Source organism: Pseudomonas sp. AC169, assembly GCF_979258515.1.
Genome location: NZ_OZ409866.1, coordinates 3,053,453 through 3,071,644, shown reverse-complemented (window position 1 = coordinate 3,071,644; position 18,192 = coordinate 3,053,453). Strand labels below are relative to the sequence as shown.

At 60.8% G+C, this 18,192-nt stretch carries 15 protein-coding genes; 3 read left to right on the top strand and 12 right to left on the bottom strand.

All coding sequences use genetic code 11. The features are described 5' to 3' along the window. Positions 1-27: 27 nt before the first annotated feature. From ACZZ0G_RS13925 to ACZZ0G_RS13890, 8 genes are all read right to left on the bottom strand, one after another. Entirely contained in the window at positions 28-1,617 is a 1,590-nt protein-coding gene (locus ACZZ0G_RS13925) for an AAA family ATPase (RefSeq protein ID WP_463556503.1), read from the bottom strand. A 10-nt stretch (positions 1,618-1,627) separates the two neighbouring features. Next, positions 1,628-2,728 carry a 3-dehydroquinate synthase gene (aroB, locus tag ACZZ0G_RS13920; protein ID WP_463556502.1) on the bottom strand — a complete coding sequence of 367 codons (1,101 nt, stop codon included), beginning with the start codon at positions 2,726-2,728 and terminating at the stop codon, positions 1,628-1,630. 152 nt (positions 2,729-2,880) lie between these two features. After that, a complete protein-coding gene (aroK, locus tag ACZZ0G_RS13915) occupies positions 2,881-3,399 on the bottom strand; it encodes a shikimate kinase AroK (protein ID WP_025110261.1) in 519 nt (172 codons plus the stop codon). Between the two features lie 4 nt (positions 3,400-3,403). Further along, on the bottom strand, positions 3,404-5,482 hold the full coding sequence (pilQ, locus tag ACZZ0G_RS13910) for a type IV pilus secretin PilQ (protein WP_463556501.1): 2,079 nt from the start codon (positions 5,480-5,482) through the stop codon (positions 3,404-3,406). Positions 5,483-5,495: 13 nt separating this feature from the next. Further along, positions 5,496-6,023, bottom strand: coding sequence for a pilus assembly protein PilP (locus ACZZ0G_RS13905; protein ID WP_463556500.1), 528 nt, complete (start codon positions 6,021-6,023; stop codon positions 5,496-5,498). After that, positions 6,020-6,643 carry a type 4a pilus biogenesis protein PilO gene (gene pilO / locus ACZZ0G_RS13900; protein ID WP_463556499.1) on the bottom strand — a complete coding sequence of 208 codons (624 nt, stop codon included), beginning with the start codon at positions 6,641-6,643 and terminating at the stop codon, positions 6,020-6,022. Before pilO ends, ACZZ0G_RS13905 begins: the two co-directional genes overlap by 4 nt. Next, positions 6,640-7,206 (bottom strand): PilN domain-containing protein, encoded by a 567-nt coding sequence (locus ACZZ0G_RS13895; protein WP_463556498.1) that lies wholly within the window; start codon positions 7,204-7,206, stop codon positions 6,640-6,642. Before ACZZ0G_RS13895 ends, pilO begins: the two co-directional genes overlap by 4 nt. Beyond that, positions 7,206-8,270, bottom strand: coding sequence for a pilus assembly protein PilM (locus tag ACZZ0G_RS13890; protein WP_463397970.1), 1,065 nt, complete (start codon positions 8,268-8,270; stop codon positions 7,206-7,208). Before ACZZ0G_RS13890 ends, ACZZ0G_RS13895 begins: the two co-directional genes overlap by 1 nt. Positions 8,271-8,489: 219 nt before the next feature. Here ACZZ0G_RS13890 and ACZZ0G_RS13885 point away from each other — a divergent pair, with 219 nt between their 5' ends. Beyond that, positions 8,490-10,934 (top strand): penicillin-binding protein 1A, encoded by a 2,445-nt coding sequence (locus tag ACZZ0G_RS13885; protein WP_463558857.1) that lies wholly within the window; start codon positions 8,490-8,492, stop codon positions 10,932-10,934. A 320-nt stretch (positions 10,935-11,254) separates the two neighbouring features. Here the strand turns inward: ACZZ0G_RS13885 and ACZZ0G_RS13880 are convergent, their stop codons facing one another. The 3 genes from ACZZ0G_RS13880 to rpmE form a co-directional block, all read right to left on the bottom strand. Further along, a complete protein-coding gene (locus tag ACZZ0G_RS13880; RefSeq protein ID WP_007909407.1) occupies positions 11,255-12,523 on the bottom strand; it encodes a malic enzyme-like NAD(P)-binding protein in 1,269 nt (422 codons plus the stop codon). Between the two features lie 183 nt (positions 12,524-12,706). Then, entirely contained in the window at positions 12,707-13,507 is an 801-nt protein-coding gene (locus tag ACZZ0G_RS13875; RefSeq protein WP_463556497.1) for a thermonuclease family protein, read from the bottom strand. 14 nt (positions 13,508-13,521) lie between these two features. Continuing rightward, positions 13,522-13,749 carry a 50S ribosomal protein L31 gene (rpmE, locus tag ACZZ0G_RS13870; RefSeq protein ID WP_016984589.1) on the bottom strand — a complete coding sequence of 76 codons (228 nt, stop codon included), beginning with the start codon at positions 13,747-13,749 and terminating at the stop codon, positions 13,522-13,524. A 287-nt stretch (positions 13,750-14,036) separates the two neighbouring features. Between rpmE and ACZZ0G_RS13865 the strand changes: the two genes are divergently transcribed. Continuing rightward, on the top strand, positions 14,037-16,256 hold the full coding sequence (locus ACZZ0G_RS13865; protein ID WP_463556496.1) for a primosomal protein N': 2,220 nt from the start codon (positions 14,037-14,039) through the stop codon (positions 16,254-16,256). A 77-nt stretch (positions 16,257-16,333) separates the two neighbouring features. Here the strand turns inward: ACZZ0G_RS13865 and ACZZ0G_RS13860 are convergent, their stop codons facing one another. Next, entirely contained in the window at positions 16,334-16,456 is a 123-nt protein-coding gene (locus ACZZ0G_RS13860; RefSeq protein ID WP_256579857.1) for a hypothetical protein, read from the bottom strand. Between ACZZ0G_RS13860 and argS the strand changes: the two genes are divergently transcribed. Then, positions 16,455-18,191: an arginine--tRNA ligase gene (gene argS, locus ACZZ0G_RS13855; RefSeq protein WP_463556495.1), complete on the top strand. Its 1,737-nt coding sequence runs from the start codon at positions 16,455-16,457 to the stop codon at positions 18,189-18,191. The genes ACZZ0G_RS13860 and argS overlap by 2 nt on opposite strands. Position 18,192 lies beyond the last annotated feature (1 nt).

The following is an 18,192-nucleotide window of genomic DNA, read 5'->3' as shown; positions in this document are numbered from 1 at the left end:
GGCGGCCTGGGTAAGGCCGCCGAATCTTCAGCGAGTTGTTGCCAGTTCCTGTTGGACGCTGGCGACAGTGCGAGGCCAAGGTTTACCAGCCTGAACCTTCGCTGGCAAGGCCTTGATGGCAGAAACGGCTGCATCACGATTGGCGAAGTTGCCGTAGGTGATCACGTAAAGCGGCTTGCCGTTGAGGACTTTCTTGAAATAACGGTACTCGCCGCCCTGCTCCTTGACGAAGTTTTGCGCAGCGGCTTCGGAGCTGGTGCCAAGGATCTGCACCACGTAGTTGCCGGTCGGCTGACCCGCATACCAGCTGCCACCGGCGGCTTTGGCGACGGTCACTGGCTTCTCGGCCGGTTTCGCAGCGGCGACTGGCTTGGCTGGCGCTGGAGCCGGTTTCGCCGCTGGCGCTGCTGGAGCAGGCTTGGCGGTGGCAACTTGAGTTGGCGCTGGAGTCGGTTTGGCCGCCGGGACTGGAACCGGTGTCGGTGCAGGACCGGCCGGAACGCCTGCTGGTGGCGCAGAAGTGGTCACGGTGGGCGGTGTAGCGCTGGAGCCTTCGAGCGGCACGCCGTCGTCGCCCTCAGTGATGCCACCAGCCTCTTCAGCCAACGGGCCACGCATGACTGGTTGCGAGTTGCCGACCAACGGCAACGGCATCGGTTGCGTATTGCCGGCGAATTCGACGTTTGGCGCGCCGCCATTGGCACCCTGCCCGAGTGGCAACTGTGCCTGTTCATTGGCAGGAGCGCCGGTGGTTGGCGCCTTGTTGCGACCCGGCATCAACCAGGCGGCGGCGACCGCGACCACAACGACGGCGGAAATCGCCAATACGTGTTTCTTCGGCATGTTGAACCCCATACTTGGACGCTTCACCGCAGAGCGGCTGGCAATCATGACTTCGATCAGAGCATCGCGAGCGACCTGGTTGATGTTGCCCGGCCAACCCTCGGCACTTTCGTGAATATCAGAGATCTGATCCGCGGTGAAAAGTTCGACACCCCGACCGGCACCTTCGAGCCGTTGGTCGAGATACTCGCGGGTCTCTTCTTCGGTGTACGGCTGCAGTTCGATAACGTGAAAGCGCTCTTCCTCGAGGTGCAAAGCCTCGAGCTGCGCGATCAGCGAAGACTCGCCGAACAGGAAAACATGCGGGCGACCTTCCGGTGCGCCGGCACCCAGCGCCATCAGCGCTTCAAGAGCGGACTCGTCGAGCTGCTCGGCATCATCCACCAGCAGATAGACTTCCTGGCCGGTCAGTGCGAGTTGCACCACCTGGTCCAGAATCGCGCCGACTTCAGCCTGGGCCACGTTCAGTGCCTGCGCCACCTGGCGCAGCACGCCAGCAGCATCGCCGGCACCACGGGCGGAAACCACCACGCTCTGCACCGACTGTTTGTTGGTGCTGGCGACCAGCGCCTGACGCAGCAGGGTCTTGCCGCTGCCCTGCGGGCCAGTGACTACCAGCAGCAACTGGCTATAACGCGCCAGATGGTGCAGCTGTCCCAGCACCGGCTTGCGCTGGGCCGGAAAGAATTTGAAGCCCGGCACGCGCGGCGCGAACGGGTCGTGACTTAACTGGAAATGGCCGAGGAACGCCTCGTCGGCATGCAAACTAGTCATCGGAATCTTATTAACCTTTAAGCTGAGCCAGGGCGCGGTAATCCGCTCCCAGCGTGGCCTGTAGAACCTCTTTCGGATAATCGTCGGTCACTACCGCTTCGCCCATCCGGCGCAGCAGCACCAGGCGCAGACGACCGTCGATCACTTTTTTGTCGATTGCCATGTGTTGAAGAAAATCGGCTTCGGTCATTTCAGTCGGCGGCACCACCGGCAGACCGGCGCGCTGGAACAGCCGGATGCCGCGATCGCGCTCCGCATCACTGATCCAACCCAGACGCGCGGACATTTCCAGCGCCATCACGGTGCCAGCGGCGACCGCCTCTCCATGTAGCCAGACACCATAGCCCATGTGGGTCTCGATGGCGTGGCCGAAGGTGTGGCCGAGATTGAGCGTGGCGCGTACGCCAGTTTCCTTCTCATCGGCGCCGACCACTGCAGCCTTGGCCGCGCAAGAACGCTCGATCGCATAAGTCAGGGCTTTCTGATCCAGCGCGCGCAGGGCGTCGACGTTGTCTTCGAGCCAGGTCAGGAACGGCTCGTCACAGATCAGACCGTACTTGATGACTTCGGCCAGACCGGCGGACAGTTCGCGTTCCGGCAGGGTTTTCAGGGACGCGGTATCGATCAGCACGACGTTCGGCTGATAGAACGCGCCGACCATGTTCTTGCCCAGTGGATGGTTGATGCCGGTCTTGCCGCCTACCGAAGAATCGACCTGGGACAGCAAGGTGGTAGGAATCTGGATGAAGTCGACGCCGCGCTGATAACAGGACGCGGCGAAACCGGCCATGTCGCCGATCACACCGCCGCCGAGGGCGATCACGGTGGTGCGGCGGTCATGACGGGCGGTCAGCAGACCGTCGAAGATCAGTTGCAGGGTTTCCCAGTTCTTGAAGGCTTCGCCGTCCGGCAGCACCACCGAGATCACCGAGAACTGCGCGAGGCTGCGGGTCAGACGTTCGAGATAGAGCGGTGCAACGGTCTCGTTGGAGATGATTGCCACTTGTCGGCCATGGATATGCGGCGCCAGCAACTCGGGCTGATCCAACAAACCTTCGCCAATATGAATCGGGTAGCTGCGCTCGCCTAGATCGACCTTGAGTGTCTGCATGTGTCCCCACAGTGAAGATGGAAGCAGGCGTCCTGCCCTGAATTATTGGTTGTCTGCGGCTTGTAGCGGGTATGACGCCGCTCGCACGCCATCCGCCACAACCTCGGCGGGCTGTGACGGGACGCCGAGGATAGCGCATTTCGAGCGATGCTTTAACGGGGTGGAAGCTGCGCCAGACGATCGAGAATGTCGAGCACCACCATCCGCGGTGGCCGTTCGTCGGTTTCCACCACCAGATCGGCAATTTCCCGATAAAGCGGATCGCGGATCGCCAGCAAGTCGCGCAGGGTTTTTTCAGGATTGGCTGTACGCAGCAACGGCCGATTGCGGTCGCGCGCCGTGCGGCCGACTTGCTGTTCGACGGAGGCGTGCAGATACACCACTCGCCCACCCTCATGCAGGGCCTTGCGATTGGCATCGCGCATGACTGCGCCACCGCCGGTCGCCAACACCACGCCATCGAACGCGCACAGCTCGGCGATCATCGCCTGCTCACGGTCACGAAAGCCGGGCTCGCCTTCCTTGTCGAAGATCCACGGGATATTGGCGCCCGTGCGCAGTTCAATTTCCTTGTCGGAATCTTTGAACGGCAGGCGCAGCTCTTTGGCCAGCAACCGGCCGATGGTGCTTTTGCCAGCGCCCATCGGTCCTACAAGAATCAAATTTCGCACAGAATCAACGACTCACAGCAATCGCCTGGTTATTCATGATACGTGGTGTGAGAAATACCAGCAGCTCGGATTTTTTCTCCGAAACCACATCACGCCGGAAAAGGCGGCCAAGATACGGCACATCGCCAAGAAATGGCACCTTATCTACGACCTTGCTTTGAGTATTTGAGAAAACACCGCCAATCACGATGGTTTCGCCGTCGTTGACCAACACCTTGGCGTTGACCTCGTTTTTCTTGATTGGCGGCACATCCTGCACTTTGTTCAGGTAATCCGGTTCGTCCTTGGTGACCTTGACCTCCATGATGATGCGGTTGTCGGGGGTGATCTGCGGGGTGACTTCCAGTGACAGCGAGGCCTCCTTGAACGACACCGAGGTTGCACCGCTGGAGCTGGCTTCCTGATAGGGAATCTCGGTGCCTTTGAGGATTTTTGCGGTTTCCTTGTCGGAGGTGACCACCTTCGGCTGCGAGACGATTTCACCGTTGCCGGTTTTCTCCATCGCTGTCAGCTCAAGATCGAGCAGGACATTGTCAGTGATGAAGGCAATGCCGATCCCCGAGGTATTGCCCACGGTACCCATGTCGACGAACGGTGAGTTGGTGCTGGTGCTGCCGGGTGTACCAATGGTGGTCGACGAACCGTTGACCCCGGAAGCGTTCCAATTGCCCTTGTTCTGGATCGACCCGCCCCAGCGCACGCCCAGACTTTTATCGTAATCGACGTTGGCCTCGACGATGCGCGCCTCGATCATCACCTGACGCACTGGTATATCCAGTTGTGCCACGATTCGCCGCAATTCGTCGAGGCGATCCTGGGTCTGGTAGGCAATGATGTTGTTGGTTCGTTCATCGACGGTGATCGAGCCGCGTTCGTCGATTTTCGCCTCGGCACTTGTCACCGACTGAAACAGCTTGGCGATGTCCGCTGCCTTGGCGTAATTCACTTGCAGCAGCTCCCGGCGCAACGGCGCCAGTTCGGCGATCTGTTTCTGCGACTCCAGTTCCTGGCGCTCGCGTGCTGCGATTTCATCGGCGGGAGCGACCAGCAGCACGTTGCCGATCTTGCGTTTATCCAGGCCTTTGGTCTTCAACACCAGATCCAGCGCCTGATCCCACGGCACGTTTTGCAGGCGCAAGGTGATGCCACCCTGCACCGTGTCGCTGGCGACCAGATTGAGATTGGTGAAGTCGGCGATCAGTTGCAGCACCGAGCGCACATCAATGTCCTGGAAGTTCAGCGAAAGCTTTTCGCCGACGTACGCCTGACGGTCGGCGTTGCGTTTTTGCAGGTCATCGACTGTCATCGGCCGGATGCTGACGGTCAGCTTGTTGTCGGTCTGGAAGGTGGAATATTCGTAGGTGCCGCTGGGCTCGACGGTAATAACCGTGCGATCAGCGGTCACTCCGGCGTTGACGAACTGCACCGGGGTGGCGAAATCCTTGACGTCGAGGCGCACCCGCAGCTTGTCCGGCAACTGCGTGCGGGCGAAGCTGAGGATGATCTTGCCGTCATGCTCCTGGATATCCGGGGCGATAGTCGGGTCGGACAGGTCGATAACGACATTGCCTTCGCCTGCCGTACCGCGTTGAAAGTCCACGCCGCGAATGGCGCGGTTTTTCGGCACAAACGCCTTGGCCGGCGGGGCCGCCACAGTGGCCGGGCGCGGTGTTACGGCTGCTGGTCGCGGCGCGGCCGCTGGCGCACCCTGCCCCACCACCACGAACAGATTATTGCCTTCGACCCGCGTGTTATAAGGCGCCAATTGCGTGAGGCTGACGATCAACCGCGTCCGGTCCTTGGCCTCGACCACCGTTGCTGTGCGAGCGTTGCCGCTGCCCAGATCAAGGTTTTTGCTCGCCAACTGACTGGCGACACCGGGCAAATCCAGGGCAATTCGCGCTGGCGACTCGGTGGTGTAGCCCTTGGGTTGCGGCGGCGGGCCGTCGAACGACAACTTCAACTCGACGCGATCACCCGGCAGCGCCGCCACGTCGAGCGTCTTCAGATTGGCCGCGAGTACCATCGGCGACATCAGCGCTATCCATAGCGAAAAACCGAGGGTGGAGAAAATCCTGTTCATTGTTCGACTTCCACTATGAGTGCTCTTTCAAAGGAATGGTGCGCGGACGCTCCAGCCAGGCGCCTTCGCCGTCGGGGACGATTTCGATGACATCGACCTGGGTGGCGCTGATGGCGACGATGCGACCGTCGTTGCGCCCCAGGTAATCGCCGACTTTCAGCCGGTGCACCCCGCCTGCTCCGCGCAATAACGCGAAGGAGCCGGAGACATTGGAAATCGTGCCGACCATCTCGAACTGCTCGATATTGAAACCTTCGAGGTATTGCTTGACCCGGTTGAGGTCCGGTTTGACGTTGCGCGAGCCGTGTTTCTGCCCGGCCAGATCGACCCGCACCTGGCGCGAGAACGGGCTGCGCAGATTGGCAGCGCTGTAAGTGAATGTTGGGTAAGACCGAAATGTCGGGGTTGGTTCAATCTTGCCTGCCGGGCGCAGGCGCACTTCATTCAAGTAGGCGTCGAGGTCGCTGAAGTCATCGTTGCCACCACAACCGTTCAACGCGAGCAGGGTCATCGACAACGCGATATAACGAATCGGGCTCATTTCTGTAGCCCCTTGTCGTTATAGCGGTAGGTCTTGGCCAGGATGCTCATGCGCAATTTGGGACCGCCCTCTTTATCGGCAGGAGCGAGTTCGAAATCATGCAAAGTCACGATGCGCGGCAGCCCGGCCACGCCACTGACGAAGGTCGCGAGGTCGTGATAGGCGCCGGTGACGGTGATCTGAATCGGCAGTTCTATATAAAACTGCTGGGTGATTTCCGGCAGCAGTTTGATTTCCTCAAACTCCAGGCCACTGCCCAGACCGGTGCGGGTGATGTCTTCCAACAGCCCCGGCACTTCGGTGTCGCTGGGCAATTGCCGCAGCAGCACGCCGAAGGTATTTTCCATTTCCTTCATTTGCTGGGTGTACAGCTCGAGATTGGCTGACAGGCGCGCCTTGCTTGCGAACTGTTCTTTGAGAGTGATCTCCTCCTCTCGCTTGAGATCAAGCTGATTTTCCATGTCACTGATGAAAAAGTTATAGCCAAGCGCCAACACCAGGATCATCAACAGCGCTCCGGCGATGGCTTTCACGGCCGCCGGCCAGGACCCGATGTTGCTGGTGTCGAGGTCGTTGAAGTCGATGTCGCGCAGACTTTCCAGCCATTGGGACGGCTTCATTGGTCGTCCTCCACGGCCTGTGGCTGGGTCTGCCGTACGGTCAGTTCAAATGTGTTGGCCTGGTCCACTTGGCCGGCGGCCGTCGCCTTCACTTCGTTGAGACTCGGCGCATCGAACCAGTCCGACGCCTCCAGATTGCGCATCAGGTCCGAAACGCGATTGTTGGATTCTGCCGCGCCACTGATCGACAGGGTTTTGCCGACCATCTTCACGTCAGTGAAATACACCCCGTCCGGCAGCGTGCGCGCCAGCTGATCGAAGATTCGCCCACTGATCTGCCGGTTGCCCTGCAAGTCCTGGATGATGCGCATGCGTTCTACCAGTTGCTGGCGGCGCGCCTTGAGATCGCTGATCTGTTTGATCCGTTCGTCGACCACAGCGATCTGCTTGCCGATGTAGTCGTTGCGCGCCACTTGCCGCTCGATGGCCGCGCTGAGGATCTGATCGGCGATGAGCACTGCGCCGACCGAGCCGACCACCACGCCGATCAGAGCCAGCAGGAAGCGTTTGCGCCGCTCTTCGCGACGCTCTTCGCGCCAAGGTAGAAGGTTGATCCGCGCCATCAGTCGAAACTCCTGAGCGCGAGCCCGCAGGCGATCATCAGCGCCGGCGCATCGCTGGCCAGCGCGCCAGCATTGACCTTGCTGCTCAAGGCCATGCTGGCAAACGGGTTGGCCACTTGCGTCGGTGTATTCAGGCGTTGCTCGATCAACCGGTCCAGCCCGGGCACGGACGCCGTGCCGCCGGCCAGCAGAATGTGATCCACCGCGTTGTATTGCCCGGAGGCGAAGAAGAACTGCAACGAGCGTGAAACCTGCTGGACCAGTGCCTCACGAAACGGCTGCAGGACCTCGCTGATGTAATCGTCGGGCAGACCGCCCTGCTTTTTCGCCAGCCCTGCCTGCTCGAGGGTCAGCCCATAACGGCGCTGGATTTCCTCGGTCAATTGCCGACCGCCGAACAATTGCTCGCGGGTATAAATGATCTTGCCGTTGTGCAGGACGCTGAGGGTGGTCATGGTCGCGCCGATGTCGACCACCGCCACGGTCAGGCGCTCCTGCGAGGCCGCCAGTTGCGTGGCCAGCAAGCCGAACGAGCGCTCCAGCGCATAAGCCTCGACATCGACCACCCGCGCAGTCAGCCCGGCCAGTGCCAGCGCCGCTTCACGGACTTCGACGTTTTCCTTGCGACAAGCGGCCAGCAGCACGTTGACCCGCTCGGGGTTGCGCGGCGATACGCCCTGGACTTCGAAGTCGATGGCGACTTCGTCCAGCGGATAGGGAATGTATTGGTCGGCTTCGATCTTCAGCTGGTTTTCCAGCTCGTCGTCGGACAGCCCGGCGTCCATCTCGATGATCTTGGTGATCACCGCAGAGCCGGCCACGGCCACGGCCACGCTCTTGAGCCCGGTGCGCGCCTTGACCAGCACGCGGCTCAGCGCCTGACCGACGCCTTCAAGTTCGGCGATGTTCTTTTCGACCACGGCGTTGACCGGCAATGGCTCTACCGCATACGCCTCGACCCGGTAGCGATCACCCTGACGGCTCAGTTCCAGCAGCTTCACTGACGTGGAGCTGATGTCGATCCCCAGTAACGTATTGGCCTTTTTATTGAAGAGTCCCAGCACTACCAATTCCCTATGACTTTCCGTGAGTTACGGACTCTGTAATACGCATTGCGTTCCTTTACCCCGTCTTGACAGAAGCGCAAATGACGCCCCCAGCAGAAAAGTGCTTATAATGCCCAGCGTTTTTTTCTGCTTTTTACTGCAAGCGCGGGCTGTTCTGTGTGTAGCCGGAACCCCGTCGCCAAATTCATTCTTTGCCCTGGATGTCCAAACGCCTTGATTCGTCTGCTGAAATTTTTCGGTTGGTCCATCGTCGCCGTTTTCTGCGGACTGCTTTTAGGTCTCAGCGGCGCGTTTCTTTACCTTAGTCCGGGTTTGCCGTCTGTGGAGGCTCTGCGAAGCATTCAGTTGCAGATTCCGCTGCGGGTCTACTCCAGCGACAACAAGTTGATCGCAGAATTTGGCGAAATGCGCCGTACGCCGATCCGTTTCGCCGACATTCCCCCCAATTTCATTAATGCGTTACTAAGTGCTGAAGACGACAACTTCGCCAACCACTACGGCGTCGATCCGAGCAGCCTGATGCGCGCCGCGACCCAACTGGTCAAAAGCGGACACATTCAGTCCGGCGGCAGCACCATCACCATGCAGGTCGCGAAGAACTTCTTCCTGACCAGCGAACGCAGCTTCTCGCGCAAAACCACCGAAATTCTGCTGGCCCTGCAGATCGAACGACAGCTGACCAAGGATGAAATCCTCGAGCTGTACGTGAACAAGATCTACCTGGGCAACCGCGCCTACGGCATCGAGGCGGCGGCGCAGGTGTATTACGGCAAGTCGATCCGTGACGTCAGCCTGGCGCAGATGGCGATGATCGCCGGCCTGCCGAAAGCGCCGTCGCGCTTCAACCCGTTGGCCAACCCGGCGCGCAGCAAAGAGCGTCGTGACTGGATCCTCGGGCGCATGTACAAGCTCGGCAAGATCAGCGAAGCGGATTACACCGCCGCGATCAACGAACCGCTGAACGCCAGCTATCACGTGCCGACCCCGGAAGTGAATGCACCGTACATCGCCGAAATGGCCCGTGCCGAAATGGTCGGCCGTTATGGCAGCGACGCTTACACCGAAGGTTTCCGTGTCACCACCACGGTGCCGAGCAACCTGCAGGAAATGGCCAACACCGCGCTGCACGAAGGTTTGATGACCTACGACCAGCGTCACGGCTACCGCGGCCCCGAGTCGCGCCTGCCGGGCAAGACCCGCGAAGCCTGGGCGAGCGAACTGACCAAGCAGCGCACGATCAGCAGCCTTGAGCCGGCCATCGTCACCCAGGTCGACAAGAACGGCCTGCAAGTGCTGACCCGCACCGGCGAAGAGCACGTCGCCTGGGACACCATGAAATGGGCGCGGCCGTTCCTCAACACCAACAGCATGGGCGCCAATCCGCGCCAGCCGTCGGATGTCGCGGCGGTCGGCGATCTGGTTCGTGTCCAGCGCCAGAAAGACAATTCGCTGAAATTCAGCCAGATCCCGCAGGCGCAAGGTGCGCTGGTGTCGCTGGATCCGCAGAACGGTGCGATTCGCTCGCTGGTCGGCGGTTTCGCCTTTGAGCAGAGCAACTACAACCGTGCCATGCAGGCCAAGCGTCAGCCGGGTTCGAGCTTCAAACCGTTCGTCTACAGCGCTGCGCTAGACAGCGGCTACACCGCTGCCACGCTGGTCAACGACGCGCCGATCGTGTTCGTCGACGAGTACCTGGACAAGGTCTGGCGTCCGAAAAACGACACCAACACCTTCCTCGGCCCGATTCGCCTGCGTGAGGCGCTGTACAAGTCGCGTAACCTCGTATCGATCCGCTTGCTGCAAGCGATGGGCGTGGGCAAGACCATCGACTACATCACCCGTTTCGGCTTCAACAAGCAGGATCTCCCGCCGAACCTGTCGCTGGCGCTGGGCACTGCAACGCTGACGCCGATGGAGATTGCCACCGGTTGGAGCACATTCGCCAACGGCGGCTACAAGATCACCCCGTACATCATCGACAAGATTGAAAGCCGTAATGGCGACACGCTGTTCGTCGCCAATCCGCCGACCGTGCCTCAGGGTGGCTCGGCGACGGACGGTATCGCTGCGCCGGATACTCAATCGTTCACGGTCAATGCCGCGCCGGTTCCGGGCGAAGCCCCGGGCAACGCAGTTGTGCCACAAGCACCCGCCGTGGCGGAACGTATCGTCGATGGGCGCACCACATACATCCTCAACAGCATGTTGCAGGACGTGATCAAGCTCGGCACCGGCCGTCGCGCACTGGCCATGGGCCGCAGCGATATCGCCGGCAAAACCGGTACCACCAACGAATCGAAAGATGCGTGGTTCTCCGGTTACAACGCCGATTACGTGACCACGGTGTGGACCGGTTTCGACCAGCCGGAAAGCCTCGGGCGTCGCGAGTTCGGCGGCACTGTTGCGCTGCCGATCTGGATGAACTACATGTCGGCTGCGCTGAAGGACAAGCCGCCGCACGTGCAGCCTGAGCCGGAAGGTTTGTTGAGTCTGCGCGTGGATCCGGTCAGCGGCCGTGCGGCGACACCGAGCACGCCGGGCGCGTACTTCGAGCTGTTCAAGTCCGAGGACACGCCGCCGTCGGTAAATGAACTGGGCAATGGCACAGCGCCAGGCAGTCCGCTGCCGGCGGATGAGCAGGCGCCGATCGATTTGTTCTGATCCGCAGCTACTGAAAAGCCCCGCCTTCGTGAGAAGTGCGGGGCTTTTTTATGGCTGAAGATCAAGAGCCCCTCACCCTAGCCCTCTCCCGGAGGGAGAGGGGACTGATTGGGGGATGCTGGGAAGTGATGCCGACCTGAACCTGCTGTGTTGAATCTATAGGCGCTAATGCACTTTCAGGTCGGTGTATCTCGCGAATATCCCACGGTCAGTCCCCTCTCCCTCCGGGAGAGGGCTAGGGTGAGGGGCCTTTGATCTCCAGACAATAAAAAGCCCCGACTCTCACGAGCCGGGGCTTTCGCTTGAAGCGCTACAACGGCTTAGCCGTTGAACACGTCATCCACGCTTTTCAGCGGGTAGTTCTTCGGATACGGCAGGGTTGCCACACCAGTCTCGATCGCAGCTTTTGCCACTGCGTCGGAGATCAGAGTGATCAGGCGCTTGTCCATTGGCTTCGGAATGATGTATTCACGGCCGAATTCCAGCGGAGCACCGCCGTAGGCATCGCACACGTCCTGTGGAACAGGCAGCTTGGCCAGTTCACGCAGGGCGTTGGCGGCAGCCACTTTCATTTCTTCGTTGATGCGCTTGGCGCGAACGTCCAGAGCACCACGGAAAATGAACGGGAAGCCCAGTACGTTGTTGACCTGGTTCGGGTAGTCGGAACGGCCGGTGGCCATGATCACGTCGCTACGGGTGGCGTGCGCCAGTTCCGGGGAGATTTCCGGATCCGGGTTCGAGCACGCGAACACGATCGGGTTGGCCGCCATCGACAGCAGGCCTTCAGCGCTCAGCAGGTTCGGGCCGGACAGACCGACGAACACGTCAGCGCCTGCCAGTGCGTCAGCCAGAGTGCGCTTGTCGGTAGCGTGAGCAAATACTGCTTTGTACTGGTTCAGGTCGTCACGGCCGGAGTGGATCACGCCGGTACGGTCAACCATGAAGATGTTTTCGATGCGAGCGCCCATGCTCACCAGCAATTTCATGCAGGAGATGGCGGCAGCGCCGGCGCCCAGGCAGACGATTTTCGCGTCAGGCAGGGTTTTGCCAGCGATTTCCAAGGCGTTGATCATGCCCGCAGCGGTCACGATCGCGGTGCCGTGCTGGTCATCGTGGAATACTGGAATGTCGCACTGCTCGATCAGAGCACGTTCGATCTCAAAGCACTCTGGCGCCTTGATGTCTTCCAGATTGATACCACCGAAGGTGATGGAGATGCGTTTTACGGTGTCGATGAAGGCTTGCGGGCTTTCGGAGTCGACTTCGATGTCGAAAACGTCGATGCCGGCGAAGCGCTTGAACAGAACGCCTTTACCTTCCATCACTGGCTTGGAAGCCAATGGGCCGAGGTTGCCCAGGCCGAGAATCGCGGTGCCATCGGAAATGACTGCAACCAGGTTGCCCTTGCCGGTGTATTTGTAGGCCAGTTCAGGATCGCGAGCGATCTCACGCACTGGTTCAGCTACGCCGGGGCTGTAGGCCAGCGACAAGTCGCGAGCGGTAGCAGTGGCCTTGGTGAGCTCGACACTCAGCTTCCCTGGACGAGGATTGGCATGATATTCGAGAGCGGCAGTTTTCAGATCAGACATTTTGGCATTCCGCTTTTTACTGTTGGACAGACTGGTCAGCGAGGATACGCGCCTCGCAAAGTCCCCACAAGACTGAGCGGTCACCCCTGTCAAGCGCCCTGCCCTACGACTTTGGGCCAAGAGCCACGGCGCATAAGGGCTGGACTGTTCACAATCGACAGAAAAAATGTCTACAATTTTTCTTTAGCGCGGCGTTTGCAGCATCGAAGGGTCGGTTAGCGGAAGCAGCCAACGTGACTGACCGGATTGCAGCCCACCGCGTCGCGAACGATCAACGATCCAGCCGCGCGCCTCGATCTGCTTGCCTTTCAGAGCCTGCAAACGGGCATTGTCGAATTGTCCGACCAGATTGGGTGCAACGCGCAATACAAGCGCATCCTGCAACTCGATCCAGATTCCGCCACGATTGCGCTGAAGCTTGCTCACACGCCCACTGATCACGGCGAAGCCCGAGCGCTGGATCTGCTCCGCTTTCAGTACAGGCGACTGCCGCCAGAGGCCCAGTCCGGCCTTTCGCGCACTGCGTTCGGCGGCCTGCTGGCAGGCGACCAGATCGACATTCGGTGCAACGGCGACCTGGAAACCCAGGCCATCGGCGAGCATTTGCGCTTCGAGATTGGCGCCGCTGGCGCTGTAAATATGCGCGAGCGTACGCCCGTAGTGGTCTTTGGCTTGCGTGCCGGGGAGCAAGCCGACGCGTCCGCCGCTGGCATCGACCAGCGTTTGCAGGCGCTTGCGTGCTGCCACCGCGAAGGGCTCATCACCGCGACCCTGCTTGCCCAACTCAGGCGTGTTGAGGCCGATCATCCGCACACTGCGACCGTCGCTCAGGCGCAGAGTGTCGCCATCGACCACCCGCTGCACCGTGACGCTGGTCAGCCCCGCAGGCGCCGGGCAAAAGGCCTGCGCGCCGGACAGCCAAATCGCAGATACAAAAAAGGCGCCCGCGAGGGACGCCTTTTTCAGCAACGAGGAAAAGCCCACCGGGCCCTTCAACCTTACTCTGCAGCAGCAGGTTTCTTGCCGAAAGCACCGAAACGGTCTGCGAAGCGCTGAACGCGGCCGCCAGTGTCCAGAGTCTTCTGCTTACCGGTGTAGAACGGGTGGCATTCGTTGCAAACGTCGATTGGCAGAGCTTTGCCGAAAGTCGAACGGGTTTCGAACTTGTTGCCACAGCTGCAGGTTACAGCGATGACTGGGTAATTCGGGTGGATATCAGCTTTCATGGTGTCTTCCTCAGCTAGCGTGCCGCCACCCAACACTATTGTTGAATACCGCACGTAATTAGGCCGCGGATTCTACCAGACCTTTTCAATCACGCAAGCTGTCACCGAGACCGACCGTCTGCTAGGCTCCCGACCTTGAACGCATTCCTCTGTGGGAGCGAGCTTGCTCGCGAATGCGTTGTGTCAGTCAATGTTTAAGCGCCTGATACACCGCCTTCGCGAGCATGCTCGCTCCCACAACTGATCTGCGCTCAGCCCTTCTTTTGCGTTTATCGAGATCCCCCCGCGTGCCCGACGCCATTCTGCGCCTTGCCCTGCCTTCGCCCCTGCGCCGCCTGTTCGACTATCGAGCGCCGGCCGGCGTGCTGCGCGAGCAATTGCAGCCGGGCATGCGCCTGCGGGTGCCGTTCGGCCGGCGCGAGATGATCGGCATTCTGGTCGAGGTCACGGACACCAGCGAAGTGCCGGTGGAGAAACTCAAACCGGCGCTGGCCCTGCTGGATGCCACAGCACCGCTGCCGCCAGCGCTGTTCAAGCTGTGCCTGTGGACCTCGCAGTATTATCAGCACAGCCTCGGCGATACCCTGAGTTGGGCGTTACCGGTACTGCTGCGTCAGGGCGAACTGGCCGAGGCCCGGCAGGAACGCTTTTGGTCGATAACCCCCGGCGCCAGCCTTGAGGATCCGCGCATCGCCCGTGCCCCGCGCCAGCGTGAAGCATTGGCGACGCTGGCTCAGCATCCCCATGGCGTTGCTCATCAACTGTTAAGCAAACTGATGCTGAGCAAAGACAGTCTCGACCTGCTGCTGGCCAAAGGTCTGGTGCAAGTGGAAATCCGCCGCCACGCACCCGGCGCACGCCACGAACACTGGCTGGCGCAACCGGAATTGCCGCTCAACAGCGAACAGCGCGCCGCCTACGAGGCGATCCGCGCCGGTTTCGACAGCTATCACGCGTTCCTGCTGGCCGGGGTCACCGGCAGCGGCAAGACCGAAGTCTATTTGCAACTGATCCGCGAAACCCTCGAAGCCGGCAAACAGGCGCTGGTGCTGATCCCGGAGATTAACCTCGGCCCGCAGACTTTGGCGCGCTTCGAGCAGCGTTTCAATGCGCGGATCGCCCTGCTGCACTCGGCAGTCAATGACCGCGAGCGCCTCGATGCCTGGCTCGCGGCGCGCGATGGCGAGGCCGACATCATTATCGGCACCCGCTCGGCGCTGTTCACGCCGATGAAGAACCCCGGTCTGATCATCATCGATGAAGAGCACGACGGCTCTTATAAACAGCAGGAAGGGCTGCGTTACCACGCCCGCGATCTGGCGCTGGTTCGCGCACGGCAGGAAAACATCCCGATCGTGCTCGGTTCTGCGACACCATCACTGGAAAGCCTGCACAACGCCTACACCGGACGTTACGGTCTCCTGCGCCTGAATGAACGTGCCGGCGGTGCCAAGCAACCACGCTTCCTACGCCTCGATGTAAAAAGTCGTCCACTCGACAGCGGTATTTCCGGGCCGATGCAGCAAGCCATCGGCCAGACCCTCGCCAATGGTCAGCAGGTGCTGGTGTTCCTCAACCGTCGCGGTTTTGCGCCGACGTTGCTGTGCCACGATTGCGGCTGGATGTCCGAGTGCTCGCGCTGCGACGCACGGATGACCGTGCATCAGCGCTACGGAGAGTTGCGCTGCCACCACTGCGGCTACGTCGAGCGCACGCCGCGCCAGTGCCCGAAGTGCAACAAGGTCGATCTGCGCCCGGTCGGTGCTGGCACAGAACGTGCCGAAGAACGGCTGGCGATTCTGTTCCCCGATTACCCGGTGCTGCGCGTCGACCGCGACAGCACCTCGCGCAAGGACGCGATGAACCAGCTGTTCGCGACGATTCAGAAGGGCCAGCCGTGCATTCTGGTTGGCACGCAGATGTTGGCCAAGGGTCACCACTTTCCGCGAGTGACGCTGGTGTCGATTCTGGACGCCGACGGCGGTTTGTTCTCCGGCGACTTCCGCGCCAGCGAGCGCATGGCGCAGTTGATCGTGCAAGTTGCTGGTCGTGCCGGGCGGGCCGAAGAGCCGGGCAAGGTGATCATCCAGACCCACCTCGCCGATCATCCTTTATTGGTGCAACTCACCGAGCAGGGCTATTTCGCCTTTGCCGAGCAGGCCTTGAGCGAACGTCGTGCGGCCGGGCTGCCACCGTTTGCGCACTTGGCGCTGTTGCGCGCCGAAGCGCACAAGCCGGGGCAGGCTGAAGGGTTTCTCGATGAGGCGTGCAGCGAGGCTGAGCGCCTGTTGGCTGAACAGAATCTGAGCGGGATTGAATTGCTTGGGCCAGTGCCGGCACCAATGGAACGCCGCGCGGGCCGATATCGCGCACAGTTGTTGTTGCAGGCGACGGCGCGGGCACCGTTGCATCGATTGCTGGCCAGTTGGCTGCTGGTGCTGGAGCAGATGCCAAGTGGGCGGGCGGTGCGCTGGTCGCTGGATGTCGACCCTGTAGATTTGTATTGAAAGAGAGATAGCCTTCGCGAGCAGGCTCGCTCCCACAGGGATTGCGTCGCCCCTTGTTCGCGAAAGCTCTCTATTTGTCACCACATATCCATAAGCTGCCTGCTAAGGTTGGCAAGCCCGTCTTCGCAACGGATAATGCCCAGTTTTTCCACCCGCGCATCGATGCGCCCGCCGCGCTTGCGGTCGAAAGAGAAGACCATGAAAGACACCATTCGCCAGCTGATCCAACAAGCCCTCACCCAACTCGTCAACGAAGGTGTGTTGCCTGAAGGCCTGACGCCGGCGATTCAGGTGGAAAACGCCCGCGACAAGACCCACGGCGACTTCGCCAGCAACATCGCGATGATGCTGGCCAAGCCTGCGGGCATGAAACCGCGCGATCTGGCGGAAAAAATCATCGCCGCACTGCCGGGTGACGAGAACGTCACCAAGGCCGAAATCGCCGGCCCGGGCTTCATCAATTTCTTCCAGAACAACCAGGCTTTGGCCTCGCGTCTCGACGCTGCATTGGCTGATGCCCATGTTGGCGTGCGCAAGGCTGGCCCGGCGCAGCGCACCGTGGTCGACCTGTCGGCACCGAACCTGGCCAAAGAGATGCACGTCGGCCACTTGCGTTCGACCATCATCGGCGACGGCGTGGCCCGCGTACTGGAATTCCTCGGCGACGAAGTGATCCGGCAGAACCACGTCGGCGACTGGGGCACCCAGTTCGGCATGCTGATGGCCTATCTGCAGGAAAACCCGATCACCAGCGACGAGCTGTCCGATCTGGAAAACTTTTACCGCGCCGCCAAGCAGCGTTTCGACGAATCCGCAGAGTTCGCCGACCGCGCCCGTGGCCTGGTGGTCAAGCTGCAGGCCGGCGATGCCGAGTGCCTGGCGCTGTGGACCAAGTTCAAGGACATCTCGCTGTCGCACTGCCAGAAGATCTACGAACTGCTCAACGTCAAACTGACCATGGCCGACGTGATGGGCGAAAGCGCCTATAACGACGACCTGATCAACGTGGTCAACGACCTCAAAGCGGCGGGCATGCTGGTCGAGAGCAACGGCGCCCAGTGCGTGTTCCTCGACGAGTTCAAGAATGCTGACGGCGACCCGCTGCCGGTGATCATCGTCAAGGCTGACGGCGGCTACCTCTACGCCACCACTGACCTCGCCGCCGTGCGCTACCGCAGCGGCAAACTGAAAGCCGATCGCGCGCTGTACTTCGTCGACCAGCGTCAGGCTCTGCACTTCCAGCAAGTGTTCGCCGTGGCGCGCAAAGCCGGTTTCGTCACTCATCCGATGGAAATGGAACACATGGGCTTCGGCACCATGAACGGCGCCGACGGCCGTCCGTTCAAGACCCGTGACGGCGGCACCGTGAAGCTGATCGACCTGCTGACCGAAGCGCAGGAACGTGCCTACACCCTGGTCAAAGAGAAGAACCCGGAGCTGGCTGAAGACGAGCTGCGCAACATCGCCAAAGTCGTCGGCATCGGCGCAGTGAAATACGCCGACCTGTCGAAGCACCGCACCAGCGACTACAGCTTCAACTTCGACCTGATGCTGAATTTCGAAGGCAACACCGCGCCGTACCTGCTGTATGCCTACACCCGTGTGGCCGGTGTATTCCGCAAATTGGGCAAGGACTTCAGCGAAGTCGATGGCCAGATCGTGCTGGAAGCGGCCCACGAGCAAGAGCTGGCGGCAAAACTGGCGCAGTTCGGTGAAGTGTTGAACAACGTGTCCGACAAAGGCACGCCGCACATTCTCTGCACTTATCTGTACGACGTTGCCGGCCTGTTCTCCAGCTTCTACGAGAACTGCCCGATCCTCGCCGCCGAAACCCCGGCCCAGATGCAGAGCCGTCTGCGTCTGGCCGCGCTGACCGGTCGCACCCTCAAGCAAGGCCTGGAGCTGTTGGGTCTGGAAACTCTGGAGCGTATGTAAG